This is a genomic window from Geodermatophilus poikilotrophus, assembly GCF_900111455.1.
Lineage (GTDB): Bacteria > Actinomycetota > Actinomycetes > Mycobacteriales > Geodermatophilaceae > Geodermatophilus > Geodermatophilus poikilotrophus.
In genome coordinates, this window is record NZ_FOIE01000002.1 from 75,534 (window position 1) to 90,259 (window position 14,726).

Annotated in this window: 14 protein-coding genes; 6 read left to right on the top strand and 8 right to left on the bottom strand. The window is 75.3% G+C overall.

Annotated elements, in window-relative coordinates; translation table 11 throughout:
* Window positions 1-24: 24 nt before the first annotated feature.
* From BMW27_RS04830 to BMW27_RS04855, 6 genes are read right to left on the bottom strand one after another with little or no spacing between them, the layout of a single operon-like run.
* Window positions 25-723, bottom strand: a complete 699-nt coding sequence (locus BMW27_RS04830; protein ID WP_281244741.1) for a 3-oxoacid CoA-transferase subunit B — start codon at window positions 721-723, stop codon at window positions 25-27.
* The gene (locus BMW27_RS04835) at window positions 720-1,385 is read right to left on the bottom strand and encodes a 3-oxoacid CoA-transferase subunit A (protein WP_091440072.1); all 666 of its coding nucleotides are present in this window, start codon (window positions 1,383-1,385) and stop codon (window positions 720-722) included. The genes BMW27_RS04830 and BMW27_RS04835 overlap by 4 nt, the downstream gene beginning before the upstream one ends.
* The gene (locus BMW27_RS04840; RefSeq protein WP_091440076.1) at window positions 1,382-3,076 is read right to left on the bottom strand and encodes a thiamine pyrophosphate-binding protein; all 1,695 of its coding nucleotides are present in this window, start codon (window positions 3,074-3,076) and stop codon (window positions 1,382-1,384) included. The genes BMW27_RS04835 and BMW27_RS04840 overlap by 4 nt, the downstream gene beginning before the upstream one ends.
* On the bottom strand, window positions 3,057-4,025 hold the full coding sequence (locus tag BMW27_RS04845; protein WP_091440079.1) for a Bug family tripartite tricarboxylate transporter substrate binding protein: 969 nt from the start codon (window positions 4,023-4,025) through the stop codon (window positions 3,057-3,059). The genes BMW27_RS04840 and BMW27_RS04845 overlap by 20 nt, the downstream gene beginning before the upstream one ends.
* Window positions 4,022-5,632: a tripartite tricarboxylate transporter permease gene (locus BMW27_RS04850; protein ID WP_091440082.1), complete on the bottom strand. Its 1,611-nt coding sequence runs from the start codon at window positions 5,630-5,632 to the stop codon at window positions 4,022-4,024. The genes BMW27_RS04845 and BMW27_RS04850 overlap by 4 nt, the downstream gene beginning before the upstream one ends.
* The gene (locus BMW27_RS04855) at window positions 5,629-6,129 is read right to left on the bottom strand and encodes a tripartite tricarboxylate transporter TctB family protein (RefSeq protein ID WP_091440085.1); all 501 of its coding nucleotides are present in this window, start codon (window positions 6,127-6,129) and stop codon (window positions 5,629-5,631) included. The genes BMW27_RS04850 and BMW27_RS04855 overlap by 4 nt, the downstream gene beginning before the upstream one ends.
* 119 nt (window positions 6,130-6,248) lie before the next feature.
* Between BMW27_RS04855 and BMW27_RS04860 the strand changes: the two genes are divergently transcribed.
* Entirely contained in the window at window positions 6,249-7,163 is a 915-nt protein-coding gene (locus tag BMW27_RS04860) for a LysR substrate-binding domain-containing protein (RefSeq protein ID WP_091440089.1), read from the top strand.
* 24 nt (window positions 7,164-7,187) lie between these two features.
* On the opposite strand, the gene BMW27_RS04865 is transcribed toward BMW27_RS04860, so the two are convergent.
* Window positions 7,188-8,174 carry a tripartite tricarboxylate transporter substrate binding protein gene (locus BMW27_RS04865; RefSeq protein WP_091440091.1) on the bottom strand — a complete coding sequence of 329 codons (987 nt, stop codon included), beginning with the start codon at window positions 8,172-8,174 and terminating at the stop codon, window positions 7,188-7,190.
* Between the two features lie 204 nt (window positions 8,175-8,378).
* Here BMW27_RS04865 and malQ point away from each other — a divergent pair, with 204 nt between their 5' ends.
* Window positions 8,379-10,211, top strand: a complete 1,833-nt coding sequence (gene malQ, locus BMW27_RS04870; protein ID WP_091440094.1) for a 4-alpha-glucanotransferase — start codon at window positions 8,379-8,381, stop codon at window positions 10,209-10,211.
* Between the two features lie 152 nt (window positions 10,212-10,363).
* Here the strand turns inward: malQ and BMW27_RS04875 are convergent, their stop codons facing one another.
* On the bottom strand, window positions 10,364-12,646 hold the full coding sequence (locus BMW27_RS04875; RefSeq protein WP_139206828.1) for an ExeM/NucH family extracellular endonuclease: 2,283 nt from the start codon (window positions 12,644-12,646) through the stop codon (window positions 10,364-10,366).
* Window positions 12,647-12,896: 250 nt separating this feature from the next.
* Here BMW27_RS04875 and BMW27_RS04880 point away from each other — a divergent pair, with 250 nt between their 5' ends.
* The 4 genes from BMW27_RS04880 (at window position 12,897) to BMW27_RS04895 (ending at window position 14,722) form a co-directional block, all read left to right on the top strand.
* The gene (locus BMW27_RS04880) at window positions 12,897-13,202 is read left to right on the top strand and encodes a hypothetical protein (RefSeq protein WP_245743311.1); all 306 of its coding nucleotides are present in this window, start codon (window positions 12,897-12,899) and stop codon (window positions 13,200-13,202) included.
* A gap of 73 nt (window positions 13,203-13,275) precedes the next feature.
* A complete protein-coding gene (locus tag BMW27_RS04885) occupies window positions 13,276-13,473 on the top strand; it encodes a hypothetical protein (protein ID WP_012949134.1) in 198 nt (65 codons plus the stop codon).
* A gap of 23 nt (window positions 13,474-13,496) precedes the next feature.
* Window positions 13,497-13,931 (top strand): EVE domain-containing protein, encoded by a 435-nt coding sequence (locus tag BMW27_RS04890; RefSeq protein ID WP_091440103.1) that lies wholly within the window; start codon window positions 13,497-13,499, stop codon window positions 13,929-13,931.
* Complete coding sequence (locus BMW27_RS04895) at window positions 13,919-14,722, top strand: DUF998 domain-containing protein (protein WP_091440106.1); 804 nt, start codon at window positions 13,919-13,921, stop codon at window positions 14,720-14,722. Before BMW27_RS04890 ends, BMW27_RS04895 begins: the two co-directional genes overlap by 13 nt.
* Window positions 14,723-14,726 lie beyond the last annotated feature (4 nt).

Genomic DNA, 14,726 nt, shown 5'->3' on the forward strand with positions numbered 1-14,726 from the left:
GCCTCCAGGGACGTCGGGGTGGTCTCAGTCGGGGTGGACGACGGCGAGGTCGGGTGCGAACCGCAGCGGCGCGCCGGTCACCGCCTGCAGGCCGTCGGGCGTGACGCCGGGCGCCACCTCCCGGACGACGAAGCCCTCGGGGCCGACGTCGAGGACGGCGAGGTCGGTGTAGACCCGGTCCACGACGGCCGCCGCGGTGAGCGGGTAGGTGCAGCGCGACAGGAGCTTGGGGCGCCCGTCCCGCGTGGTGTGGGTGGTCACGACGAGGACCCGCCGGGCGCCCACCGCCAGGTCCATCGCACCGCCCACGGCCGGTGGCAGCGCCGCCTCGTCGGTGGCCCAGTTCGCCAGGTCGCCGGTCTCGGACACCTGGAACGCCCCCAGCACGGAGACGTCCAGGTGGCCGCCGCGCATCATCACGAACGCGTCGGTGTGGTGGAAGAAGGAGCCGCCCGGCAGCAGGGTCACCGGCTGCTTGCCGGCGTTGATCAGCTCCGAGTCCTCCTCGCCGGCGGCCGGTGCCGGGCCCATCCCGAGGATGCCGTTCTCGCTGTGGTAGACGATCTCCTTGTCCGGCCCCACCACGTCGGCGACCAGCGTGGGCAGTCCGATCCCGAGGTTGACGTAGGAGCCGTCGGGGATGTCGCGGGCCACCCGGCGGGCGACGTCGGTCGGGGACAGCGGGCGGACCACGAGCCCTCCTCGCCGGCGCTCGTCCGTCACGGGGCCACCTCCACGACGCGGTCGACGAAGATGCCCGGCGTCACGACCGCCTCGGGGTCGAGCTCCCCCAGCTCCACGAACTGCCGCACCTGCACGACGGTCAGCGCGGCCGCCGTCGCCATCGTCGGGCCGAAGTTCCGCGCCGCGGTGCGGTAGACGAGGTTGCCCCAGCGGTCGGCGCGGTCGGCCTTGATGAGCGCGACGTCGGCCGGCAGCGGCCGCTCGAAGACCTGGCGGCGGCCGTCGAGAACCCGCACCTCCTTGCCCTCCGCGAGCAGCGAGTCCGCGCCGGTCGGCGTGAAGAAGCCGCCGAGGCCGGCGCCGGCCGCACGCATCCGCTCGCTGAGGGTGCCCTGCGGGACCAGTTCCAGCTCGATCTCGCCGGCGCGCCAGAACTGCTCGAACCACACCGAGCCGGCCGAGCGGGGGTAAGAGCAGATGATCCGGCGGACCCGGTGCTCGCGGATCAGCGCCGCGATGTCGGTCTCCCCGCTGCCGGCGTTGTTGGTCACCACCGTCAGGTCCCGGGCCCCCTGCTCCAGCAGGGCGTGCACCAGCTCGACGGGGACGCCGGAGTTGCCGAAGCCCCCGACGAGCACGGTGGCACCGTCGGCGACGTCGGCGACGGCCTCGGCGAGCGTCGCGACCCGCTTGTCGATCACGAGCCCCCCTGGCGGCGCCGGTACCAGCGGGGCGAGGTGGACGGCGGCGGGGTGAGGGCCGCCCGGACCACCAGGACGTCCGGGCCGGTGGCATCGAGGCTCTCGGACAACGCGGCGGCGAACTCCTCGCCGAAGCCGTCGACCGCCCGCGCCGGGACGCCGAAGGACCGCGCGAGGGCGACGAAGTCGGGGGTGACCAGGTCCACGCCGCGGGTGGGGACGCCGGAGTGCACCTGGTCGAACCGGAGCATCCCGTAGCCGCCGTCGTCGACGAGGACCGTCGTGACCGGCAGCTGCTCCTGGGCCAGGGTGGCGAGCTCGCCGCAGGCGAACAGGAAGCCGCCGTCCCCGACGAGGGCCACGGCCCGCCCCCGGCCGGCCAGGGCGGCGCCGATCGCGGCCGGGAAGGCGTAGCCGAGCGTCCCCCAGCCCAGTGCGTAGGCCAGCCGCCGCGGCCCCGGCACCCGGGCGAAGCCGGCGGCCCAGTACCCGGCGATGCACATGTCCGCGAGCAGCACCCCCGTCCGGTCGGAGACCCGGTCCAGCGCGTCGAGCAGCTCCGCGGCCCGGGGCTCGTCCGCGCGCACCAGCGCCCGCACCTCCTGCGCCGTCGCGTCGAGGGTCTCGCGGAGGGCCGGCAGGCCGTCCCGCTGCGGCAGGCCGTCGAGCAGGGCGCCGAGCACGGCGGCCACGTCGCCGGTCACCACGACGTCGGCCGGGTAGTTCTTGGCGGCGTCGGCGGCGTCGACGTTGACCGCGAGCAGCGCCGGCGGCCGCGGCATCGCCCAGTTCTGCGTGTTGGTCCCGTCGAGGTCGCTGCCCAGGGAGACCACCAGGTCCGCCTCGTCCCACAGCCGGCCGACCGGGGGGACGTGCGGCGGGCCGGGCACCAGGCAGGGGTGGTCGGGGGGCAGCAGGCCGCGCCCGCCGAAGGTGGTGACCACCGGCGCGGCGAGGCGCTCGGCGAGCTCGCCGACGAGGTCGCCGGCACCCGAGCGCAGCGCTCCCCCGCCGGCCCACACCAGCGGGCGCCGGGCGCCGGCGAGCAGCTCGCGGGCGCGGGCCAACTGGTCGCCGTCGACCGGCTGCTCGGGGTCGCGCGGCGCCGGCGCCCGTCCGGGGCTGCCGGCCGGGGCGCTCAGCAGGTCGGTGGGCACGCCCAGGTAGACCGGCCCGGTGGACGCCCGCAGGGCGACCGAGCCGGCGCGGACGGTGTCGGCGTGGAGGTCCCCGGCCGCCGCCGACACGACGGTGGCCTTGGTGACCGGGGCGAACATCGCGGCCTGGTCGCGGGTCTCGTGCAGGACGCCGCGGTACACGCCGGGGCGCCGCAGCGTCGACGGGACGTCGGTCGCCACGACCAGCACCGGCGCACCCGAGGCCATCGCCTCGCCCGTGGCCCCGAGCGTGTTCGCCGCCCCGGGCCCCGTGGTGACGACGGCGACGCCGAGCCGGCCGGTCGCGCGGGCGTACCCGTCGGCCGCGTACACCGCGGCCTGCTCGTGCCGGACCCCGACCACCCGCAGGCCGGCCGCGTCGGCGGCCTCCCAGACCGCGAGGTTGTGCACGCCGGGCAGCCCGAACACCGTCTGCACGCCGAGGTCCCGGAGGGCCGCGACCAGGGCGTCGGCGCCCGTTCCGGAGCGGTCCTCCGCCGCGACCCCGGTCGCCTCAGTCGCCGACGACGCCACGGAAGGTCTCCTCCGTCTCGGCGAACAGGTCGGCGAGGTCCGCGCTGCCCAGGAACTCCTCCGGCACGTACCGGGGGTCCAGGGCCTCGACGACCGCCTCGTCCTCGCCGGCGCTGCGCAGGGCGTCCTCGAGGGTCGCGACCACCTCCTCCGGCGTCCCCGCGGGCGCGATCACGCCGAACGTCGTCGTGCTCTGCACCAGCTCGGGGTAGCCCGCCTCGACGAGGGTCGGCGCGTCGACGTAGTCCAGCCGCTCCTCGGTACCGACGGCCAGCACCCGCAGGCCACCGGCCTCGATCGCCGGGAGGAGGTCCTGGGAGAGGTTGGCGAAGCCCGCGGCGACGTTGCCGCCCAGCAGCGCCGTCTGCACCTCGGAGTTGCCCTCGAAGGGGACGACCGTCAGCGGGATGTCGTACAGCTGGGTGATCCGCCTGGTCTCGGCGGCGTGGGTGTTGGTGGCGCCCGGCGTACCGACGGTGATCGCCTGGGGGTCCTGCCGTGCGGCCTCGAACAGCGACTCCACGTCCTGGTACGGCGAGTCCGCGGGCACGACGATGCCCGAGGGGACCTGGGTGACCACGCCGACCGGCGCGAGGTCCTCGCGGGTGTAGCCGACGTCGTTGGACAGGTAGTTCAGCACCGCCGTGGGCAGGGCCGTCATCGACAGCGTGTGGCCGTCGGGCTCGGCGGAGATCATCTCGACGTACGCGGTGGCACCGGAGGCGCCGGGCAGGTTCTCGACCACGACCGGCCGGCCGAGCTCTCCCTCCAGGTGCGCACCCACCGCCCTCGCCGCGATGTCGGTCGGGCCACCGGCGGTGTAGGGCACCAGCAGCCGGACGTCCTCCGACGGGTAGTCGGCGGCGGCCACGGAGGCCGAGTCCTCGGCGCACCCGGCGAGGGCGGCGGTCGTGACCAGCAGGGCGGCGAGGGCGCGCGGGGGTCTCATCGGTCTCCAGGTGCGGACGGGACGTCGGTGTCGACGTCGGCAGCGGTGCGGCGGGCCTCGTGCCCGGGCGCCGGCTCGGGATCGGGGCCGGCCTCCTCGTCGGGGTCGACCTGCCGGAAGGCGGCACGCCGCCGCCGGGCCAGGACCACGCTGATGACGACCACCGCGGCCATGACGGCCAGCAGGCCGCCGGACAGCGGCCGGGTGACGAAGATGTCCAGGCTGCCGCCGGACAGCAGCATCGACTGCCGGAACGCGGTCTCCATGATCTCGCCCAGCACGAAGGCCAGGACCAGCGGACCGGGCTCGAAGCCGGTCTTCTTCATCAGCCAGCCGATGACGCCGAAGACCAGCACGACCCACATGTCGAAGGAGTCGTTGCTGATCGAGAAGACGCCGGCCATGGTCACCAGCAGCGCGAAGGCGGCGAGGATGCCGGCCCGCACCCGGAGCAGCTGCACGAAGACCCCGACCAGCGGGATGTTCAGCACCAGCAGCATCACGTTGCCGACGACCATCGAGGCGATGACCCCCCAGAAGATCTCCGGCTCCTCGCTGATCAGCTGCGGCCCCGGGGTCACCCCCTGCACCAGCAGGGCACCGAAGATCAGCGCCAGCACCACGTTGGCCGGGATGCCGAGGGTCAGCAGCGGGATGAACGCGGAGGTGGAGGACGCGTTGTTCGCCGTCTCCGGCCCGGCCACGCCCTCGATGGCGCCCCTGCCGAAGCGGCTGGGGTCCTTGGCGCGCCGCTTCTCCAGCGCGTAGGACGCCAGCGAGGAGATCACCCCGCCGCCGCCGGGCAGCACCCCGATGACGAAGCCGAGCACCGAGCCGCGGGCGATGGCGCCGGAGGAGTCCCGGATGTCCTGCCGCGAGGGCCAGATGTGCGTGATCCTGCGGGTGACCGCCTGCACCTTGTCGGTGCGCTCCAGGCTGTGCAGGATCTCGCCCACCCCGAACAGGCCCATGGCCACCGCGACGAAGTCCAGCCCGTCGAAGAGGGCGATCGAGCCGAACGTGAACCGGGTGGTGCCGGTGATGGGGTCCTGCCCCATGGTGGCCAGCAGCAGGCCCAGCGCCGCCATCGACAGGCTCTTCAGCGGCGTCCCGCTGCCGAGGTAGGTGACCAGCAGGATGCCCAGCGCGGTCAGCGCGACGTACTCCGGTGGGCCGAAGGAGACCGCCAGGTCCGCCAGCGGCGGCGCGAGCAGCATCAGGCCGAGGACCGAGAGGATCCCGCCGACGAACGAGCCGATGGCGGCGATGCCCAGCGCCGGCCCGGCCCGGCCCTGCTTGGCCATCTGGTAGCCGTCGAAGGTGGTGACGACCGAGGCCGCCTCGCCGGGCAGGCGCAGCAGCACCGAGGTGATCGTCCCGCCGTACATCGAGCCGTAGTAGATGCCGGCCAGCAGGATCACCGCGGTGGCCGGCTCGATGGTGTAGGTCAGCGGCAGCAGCAGCGCGATCGTGGCCGTGGGGCCGAGCCCGGGCAGCACGCCGATGACCGTGCCGATGAGCACGCCGGCGAAGACGTAGAGCAGGTTGGTCGGGTCGAGGGCGACCGCGAACCCCTGGGCGATGCCGTCGGAGATCCCCACCGTCACGCCCCCAGCAGCTGGTCGACGGGGCCTGCGGGGAACGGCACGCCCAGGGCGACCACGAAGACCAGGTGCAGGACGAGGGCCCCGGCCACGGCGAGGACCAGCGCCATCCGCCAGGACTCGCCGGCGAGGAGGCGCAGCCAGGCGAACAGCAGCAGGAACGCCGGGATGACGAAGCCGATCGTCTGGAACAGGACGACGAACAGCGCCAGTCCGGCCAGGCCCGCGACGATGCGCGCCGTCCCGGCCGTCCAGGGCTCGTAGTCCTCAGCCGGGTCGAGGAAGAGCAGCACGAAGGCCGTGGCGCTCAGCAGCGCGGCCGCGATGGCCGGCCACAGACCGGGCCCGGGCGCGGTGAGCTCGCCGAGGCCCATGTCCCGAGCCGTGAGCAGGGCCGCGATCCCCAGCGCCAGGAGCAGCAGTGGAGCGATCCGGCGCAGCTGGGACCGGGCCGGCCGGCGGTGCCGTGCGGGCGCCGGTGCTGAAGGAGACGCGGACATGGGCTCCTCGTCGGGTCGCGGCCGGGTGTGACGCCCGACACTAGGAGGGGTCATTGCGTGTGGTCCAATTTCGAATCGGCACGTCGCCGATAGCGCCTGCGCATCAATCCGGAGGCTCCGTGGAACTGCGCCACCTGCGGGCCTTCACCGCCGTGGCCGAGGAGCTGCACTTCGGCCGGGCGGCCCGCCGGCTGCACCTCGCCCAGCCGGCGCTCAGCCAGCAGGTCAAGCAGCTCGAGCAGGACGTCGGCGCGGTGCTGCTCGAGCGGACCACCCGACAGGTGCGGCTCACCGGCGCGGGCACGGTGTTCCTCGAGCACGCCCACCGCGTCCTGCGGGAGGCCGAGCTGGCCCGCGAGTCGGTGCTGGTCACCGAACGGGGCGAGCGCGGTGAGCTGCGGGTGGGGGTCACCGGCGTGATCACCTGGCGGCTGCTCCCCCGCATGGCCCGCGCCTACCGCCGGCGCTATCCGCACGTCCGGCTGGAGCTGCGGCCGTCGGTGTTCAGCGCCGCCCAGGTGAGCGCGCTCATCGACGGCCGGATCGACGTCGGGTTCCTGCGCGCGCCGGTGCCCGCGGGGCCGCTGGCCAGCCGGGTCATCCTCAACGAGTCGCTGATGGCCGTGCTGCCCCAGGACCACCCGCTGGCCGGCGAGCCGGAGGTCCACCTGGCCGACCTGGCCGACGAGAAGTTCGTCAGCTACGTCTCGATGCAGGGCTCGGCGCTGCGGGACGCCGCGGTGCACGCCTGCTTCAGCGCGGGCTTCACGCCCCGCGTGGTCCAGGAGGCGCCCGACACGCACACCGTGGTGGCGCTGGTCGGTGCCGCGGTCGGCGTGGCCCTGATGCCGGCGTCGGCCGAGACGCTGCAGATCGAGGGCGTCGTCTTCACCCCGATCGCCGGCGGCGTCGACGTCCGGGTGCCGATCGCCCTCGCGTGGCGCGAGGGGGACCCCTCGCCGGTGCTCGCGGGCTTCCTCACCACCGCCGAGGAGGTCCTGCCCAGCCCCGGACCGGGGTCGGGCGAGCGCTGACCGGCACCCGGACGCCATCGCGGCCTACTCCTGCAGCAGCGGTCCGTAGACCTCGACGATCTCGTCGATCCGCGCCCGGAAGTCGTCCCGGCCGATGAACTGCTCGGGCACGTACTGGTCACCGAGGGTCTCGACCACATCCGGCTGCTCCAGGCACGCAGCGACGCCGTCCTCGAGGGTCTGCAGGACCTCGTCGGGCGTGCCGGCCGGAGCGGCCAGGCCGAAGACCGACACGCTGTTGGTGAGCTCGGGGTAGCCGAGCTCGGCGAGCGTCGGCACGTCGGGCAGGTAGTCGACGCGCTCCTCCGGGCTGATCGCCAGCGGCACGAAGCTGCCGGCCCCGATGTTCTCCAGCACGTCCCGCGAGGCGTTGATGAAGACGGCGTCGACGTTCCCGCCGAGCACCGCGGTGGTCATCTCGGCGTTGCCGGTGAACGGGACCAGCGACAGCTCGACGCCGTACTCCTGGGCCAGCCGCTGCAGCTCCATGGCCTGGGACGTCGTCGCGCCGGGCACGCCGACGGTCACCCGGCCCGGGTTCTGCTGGGCCTCGGCGAACAGCGCCTGCGCGTCGGGGAACCGCGACCCCTGCCCCACGGCCAGCACCGAGGGGATCTCGGTGACCGCGGCGATGGGGACGTAGTCGTCGTTGGTGTAGCCGACCTCCTCCTGCAGCGGGTTGGTCGCCGACGCCGGCACCGCGATCAGCGACAGGCTGTAGCCGTCCGCGCCGCCCTGGATCATCGCCTGCATCCCGAGCGACCCGGAGGCGCCCTCCCGGTTCTCGACGACCACGGACCGGCCGAAGTCCGCGGCCAGGCAGTCGCCGACGGTCCGCGCGGCCAGGTCGGTGGGGCCGCCGGGCGCGTACGGCACGTACAGGGTGATGTCCTCGGCCGGGTAGGCCTCGGCTGCCGCCCCGCCCTCCTCCCCGGGCTCGGCCACGCAGGCGGTGAGCAGGACGGCGGACGCCGCCGCGAGGACGGGCAGGGATGACCGGGGGTGTCTCATGCGTACCTCCACGGGTGCACTCGGACGGGGACGCCGCGGTGGGCGCCGTCGTCCGGAGCCTGCTGCGCGGGTTACACGCGTGTCATCCGGAGCGGGCAACCGTCATGAAGCTGTGACCAGCCTCATGGGAGACGCGGGCGACCGAGAGCGGCACCACGCGCCGCCTGCCGTGTGGGCGGCGGGTGCGCTGGGGAGTATCGGGGGGTGACGCGCACTCCCAGCACCGACGAGTGGGGCATCGACGCCACCTGGCTCGACGCCCTCGACGAGGAACACCAGGTGGCCGAGGCCACCATCGAGCGCCTGCGCGAGGTGATCGGCACCCCGCCCGCCGACCTCGAGGACCGGGCCCCCATCGTGGCCCGCCCCGGCGACGTGCTGGAGGTCGACGAGGCGGAGGTGACGCTCGAGGACGGTTCGAGCCGGCACGTGGACGGCGAGCTGCCCGAGGACTTCCCGCTCGGTTACCACTGGCTGCAGGCCCCCGGGGGCCCGCGCCGCCGGCTCATCGTCTCCCCCGGCCGGTGCTGGCTGCCCGACGAGCGCGCGTGGGGCTGGGCGGTGCAGCTGTACGCCACCCGCAGCCGCGGCAGCTGGGGCATCGGCGACCTCGCCGACCTGCGCGCCGTCCGCGAGATGGCCGCCGGCCAGGGCGCCGGGTTCGTGCTCATCAACCCGCTGCACGCCGTCGCCCCGACGCCGCAGCAGGAGGCCAGCCCCTACCTGCCGGCCACCCGGCGGTTCCGCAACCCGGTGTACCTGCGGGTCGAGGAGGTGCCCGGCGCGGACGCCGTCGACCTCGACGCCGAGGCCGGCCACGCGCTGGGCGACGGTGAGCTCATCGACCGCGACGCCATCTGGGCGCGCAAGCGGGAGGTGCTGCGCCGCGTCTTCGACGCCGCCGGCCGCGACGACCCCGCCTTCCCCGAGTGGTGGTGGTACCAGGGCCAGAAGCTGCAGGACTGGGCCACCTGGTGCGCGCTGGCCGACGAGCACGGCCCCGACTGGCACACCTGGCCGGAGGAGCTGCGCGACCCGCGCAGCGGCGCCGTCGGGGACTTCGTCGCCGGGCACGAGCGCGACGTCGCCTTCCACGCGTGGCTGCAGTGGGCGCTGCACCTGCAGCTGGAGCGGGCCACCGAGGGCATGACCGTCATCCAGGACCTGCCGATCGGCGTCGCCGGCGGCGGTGCGGACGCCTGGACCTGGCAGGACGTGCTGGCGCAGGGCGCGAGCGTCGGCGCCCCGCCGGACGCCTTCAACTCGCAGGGCCAGGACTGGGGCTCCCCGCCGCTGGTCCCCTGGCAGCTGCGCGCCGCGGACTACGAGCCGTTCGTCGAGTCGATCCGGGCCACCATGGCCGGCGCCGGCGGCCTGCGGATCGACCACGTCATGGGGCTGTTCCGGCTGTGGTGGGTGCCCGCCGGCCAGAGCGCCGCGGACGGCGCCTACGTGCGCTACCCGGCCGAGGACCTGCTCGACATCGTCGCGCTGGAGAGCTCCCGCGCGCACGCGGTCGTCGTCGGCGAGGACCTGGGCACCGTCGAGGAGGGTGTCCGGGAGGCGATGGCCGAGCACGGCATCCTCAGCTACCGGCTGCTGTGGTTCGAGGAGGAGTCGCCGGCCGCGTGGCCGGAGACGGCGATGGCCGCGATCACCACGCACGACCTGCCCACCGTGGCGGGGCTGTGGACCGGCGCGGACCTCGAGGAGCAGCGCGAGCGCGGCACCGGGACCGACGAGGAGCTCGAGGGCGGCCGGACGTCGTTGCTGGAGAAGCTGCCCGGCCTGCGGAGGAACGCCAAGCCGGAGACGGCGGTGAAGCGGGCGCACGAGCTGCTCGCGCAGGCCCCGTCCCTGCTGCTGTCGGCCACCCTGGACGACGCCGTCGGTGAGCGGCGCCGGCCCAACATGCCGGGCACGACCGACCGGCCCAACTGGTCGCTGCCGCTGCCGGTGCTCGTGGAGGACCTGCCCGCCCACCCGCTGCTGCAGACCGTGGCCCGGACCCTGGCCGAGGGCGTGAAGGAGTCCTGAGACACGGCCGGCGCGGACCCCGCTGCGGGGTCCGCGCCGGCCGGGCGACGTGCTGGAACGGCCCTCCCGCAGGGGGAGGCCCCCGTCCTCCTCACCCCTCGCAGGCTCGGGGTGGGCCTCGGGACGGGGGCCGGGGGCAGGAGGGTCCCTCCTCAGGACTCCGGCCCCTCCGGCTGCCGCGTGCCGCTGCCCTGCCCCTCCTCGAGGACGTCCTCGCCGGGGCCGCCGACCAGGGCGTCGTCGCCGTCGCCGCCGTGCAGGACGTCGTCCTCGAGGCCGCCGGCCAGGACGTCGGCCCCGTTGCCACCGGAGACGGCGTCCCGGCCGGCGCCGCCGCAGAGGACGTCGTCGGCGTTGCCGCCGTGCAGGACGTCGTCCCCGCCGAAGCCCATGACCACGTCGCGACCGTTGCTGCCGCGCAGCACGTCGTCCCACCCGGTGCCGCGGATCGTCGGGACGAGTCCCTGGCAGCGCTCCTCGAGGTCGATGCCGACGACCAGCGGGTCGTGGTCGCTGGACCGGTAGGGGTCGCCGGCGTAGAGGTCCGGGTCGCCGGTGTACTGGTAGGCGGACGACTCCACCGAGTTGATCGCCCAGTGCGCGACGCCCTCGACCTTGGCGGTCAGCGACGCGGTGGCCATGGCGTGGTCGAGCGAGCCGGACAGCCCGTCGAACACGTAGCTGTACCGGCCGGGGTCGAACTGCTCGCCGAGGTCGGTGTACCCGGCCTCCCGCAGGACCTCGACCGGGTCCTCCCGCGTGTAGGCGTTGAGGTCGCCCATGAGGACGACGTCGGGGTCGCCGGTCTCCTCGGCCAGGCGCCCGGCGAAGGCGGCCACCGACCGGGCCTGCCGCACCCGGTCGCCGGTGAAGGCCCCCTGCCCGTCGCCGGAGTCGGCGTTGTCGTTGCCGGACTGCGGCGGCTCGCTGTCGTTCTTCGACTTGAAGTGGTTGGCGACCACGGTGAAGACGTCGCCGTCCTTGCCGAACGTCTGCGCCTGCGGCTCGCGGGCGTTGGCCCACACGCTCTCGTCGGCCAGGCCGACCGGCTCCCCGACCGGCTGGACGACGTCGGTGCGGTAGACGATCCCGTTGCGGATGACGTCGCGGTCGACGGCGTAGAGGTCCCGCGGCATCGGGACGAACGCCCACACGTCCGCCCCGGCGGCCTCGTCGAGCCGGTCCACCAGGTCGGCCAGCGCGGTGTCGGCGTTCCCGGGCGTCCAGCCGGTGGAGTCGGTGTCCTCGACCTCCAGCAGCGTGACGACGTCGGCCTCCAGCGTGGTGATCGCGCTGACGATCTTGTCGGCCTGCTTCTCGAACTGGCCGGCGTTGCGGGCGCCGCGGGCGTCCGTGCCGGTCCAGGTGAGGAAGTAGTTGAGCACGTTGAAGGTGCCCAGCCGCACGTCGCCGCCGACCGGCCCGGGAGCCCCCGTCCGCGTGTCCTGCGGCGCGAGGACGCCGTCGGCCGTGCCGTCGGCGGGCTGGAGGCGCCAGTCGCCGAAGCCGTAGCCCAGCACGAGCGGCTCCTCGAACCGGGCGACGTCCCCGACCCGAACCGGCGACGACGGCGACAGGTACGGCCGGTCGCGCACGCTGGTCGAGTCGTCTCGGCCGTCGTCGAGCACGATCCTGCGGGCGGCGTTGGCGGTGGCGACCGCGGCGGCCTGCTCGGTGCCCGGCCGGGCCAGCTCGGTCGGCTGCACGAGGACGCCGCCCTCGGACAGCGTCAGCTCGCCGCGGCGGGTGAGCGCGAAGACCTCGCTCACGGTCAGGGGGTCGGCCGGCTCGACGCGCATCCCCTCCAGCCGCTCGCGGACGTCGTCCCCGGCGGGCAGGTCGAGGAGCGCGGCCCCGGGCTCGGGCAGCAGGTCGTCCCCGCAGGCGGCGACGTCGGTCGGCGCCGTGACCTGCGTCTGGCCGAAGGACTCGGTCGGCACGCCGGTGACCGCGACCTCGTCGCCGAGCGCGACCGGGACGGTGCTGAGGACGAAGACGCCGTCGGACGTGGCGGCGTCGTCGTCCCCGGCGTCCTGCAGGTGGAAGCCCTCGAGGCCGCCCTCGCCCTGCAGGTCGGCCACGACGGTGCCCCGCACGGTGACCGTCCGACCGTCCAGCGGCGTCGCCGTGCCACTGCCCTGGACCGCGCCGATCGCCGTGACCTCGCCCGCGGGGACGCCGCAGGGGCCCGTCGCCGGCGCCTGCGGCCGGGTGGTGGCCGGGTCGGCCGGCAGGCCTGCGGACGTGGTGCCGGGCGGGATGGTGACCTCGACGAACTCCCCGCTGCCGCCACCGGCGTCGTCGTGGTGGATCTCCGCGACGTACGGCGCGGCCGACGCCGGGGCCGGCAGGGCGACGACGGCCAGGGAGACGACGGTGACGCCCACGGCGGCGCGAACGGCTCCGCGGCCCGGGCGGCGGGCTGGGGTGTGCACGGTGGAGCACCTCCGGTGAGCGGCGGGGACGACCGGACGCCGCGGGCGCGACGCGGACCCATCGGTGACGTTAGGTGAGTGATCGATGACACGCCCAACGGAGATCACGCGTCACCCGGCGTCACCGCATCCACCACCCGTGGGGCGCCGGGTACGGGCGGCGTCCGCCGTGCTCACCGGCCCGGGTGGCCCGGCCGCCCGCCGTGCGCTCGCGTCGAACAGGCGTTCGACCTCGTGCGACACTCTGCCCGTGGCTGGCGGCATGCACCCCGGGCGGTCCGGTCGCTCCCTCGGCGAGCGCGCGGCGCGCTCGGGCGTCGGCCAGCCGGAGCCGCCCCGCCCGGCGGGCCCGGCAGCCCGCGAGGGTCGCGCGCGCGGCCGGCACTGCTGGGTGCACGACCCGCCCGGCGCCCCCGGCGTGTGGCCGGGGCTGCTCGTCGAGTGGCGCCAGGCCGACGGCGGCTGGCACGGCCGGGTCACCTACGCCGTCGCCGGGCCGCAGGGGACGGTGCTCGTCGAGGCCTGGGTCCCCGCCGCGCTGCTCGAGCAGCGCTGATCGCGGGTTACCGCCGCCGCCGGGTGGCTATGGCCTCACCCGACGCACCGTCCCCGACGAAGTGGAGAGACCCGTGAGCGAGCCCGACCGCCCGAACCTCGACGACGTCATGACCCCCACCGAGTCGGCGCCGCGCGACCGCCAGCAGCACGCCGGGGGCTACACCCGCTCCGACGACGAGCTGCAGCACCGCACCGAGCAGGAGCGGCAGATGGTGGACTCCGACGACGCCGACCCCGCCGGCGCCGACACCCACTCCGCCACCGACTGACCTGCGGTGGCACAGCCGTTCCGGTGAGCCCGCTCGGGCCCGCGGACGTCGCCTGCTGGGTGCTGAAGTCCACCCGTCCGCCGGAGCTGATCGAGCCCGGCTGGCGGGTGGGCACGGCCCGTGAGCTGACCCGCTGCGTCCGGCGCTCCTACCGGCTGGACCTGGTGCGACCCGGCCAGCCCTGCCTGCTGTGGGTCAGCGGCCGCACCGCCCCCGGTGTGCACGCGCTCGGCGAGGTGACCGGCGAGGCCGACGAGCGCGACGGCGGCCCGGTCGTCGCCGTCCGGCTGACCCGCCTGCCCGCCCCCGTCGCGCGCGCGGACCTGCTGGCCGACCCCGCCGCCCGGGACGCCGAGGTGCTGCGGATGCCGGCGGGCAGCAACCCCTCGTGGCTCTCCCCGGAGCAGTACGCCGCCGTCCTCGCCCACCTGCCCGCGCTGGGACCATGGCCGTCGTGACTCCCACCCGGTACCGCTGGGGCGCGATCGCCTGGCTGCTGACCCTGCAGTTCTTCGTCGTCGAGACCGTCGTCCAGCTGCAGACCGGCGCCCACAGCCGCGCCGAGGACGTCATCAGCGAGCTCGGCACGTCGGCCTCCGCGGCGCCGCTGCTGATGAACGCGTCGTTCGTCGTCCAGGGCCTGCTGATCGGCGCGGGCGCCGCCCTGCTGCGCCCGGCCCTGGCCGGCCTCGGCGGCCGGACGGCCGCCGCCTCCCTCACCGCGGCCGCGGTCGGCGTGGTGCTCGTCGGGTTCTTCCCGCTCGACGGGCAGGAGGACCTGCACCAGGCCGGCGCCGGGCTGCACCTGCTCGGCGGGGGCCTCGCGCTGCTCGCCCTGGCCTACGCGGTCCGGCCGCGCTCGGAGGCCCTGGGGACGGCGCTGGCGCTGCTGGGCCTGCTGAGCACCGCGATGACCGTCTTCTTCGCCCTCGGCATCACGTCGTTCCTCGGCGAGGGCGGGACCGAGCGCGCGTCGGCCTACCCGGTCCCGATCGGGCTGGCGCTGGCCGGCGCCGGGCTCTGGGCGCTCGGCCGGCGCCCGCAGGCCGAGCCGCGTCCGTCCCGCCGCGAGCTGCGCGCCGGGGAGCGGGCCGGACGCGCCGAGCGCGCCCGCGAGCGGGACGCGGCGCTGGAGGCCGCGGTCGGCCTGCCCGACCCCGCCCGGCCACAGCGCGCCCCGTCCGACGCCGAGCCGGACGACGACTTCGACCCCGAGGACCCCTGGGCCGCCTCCCGCCGCCGCACCTGAGGGA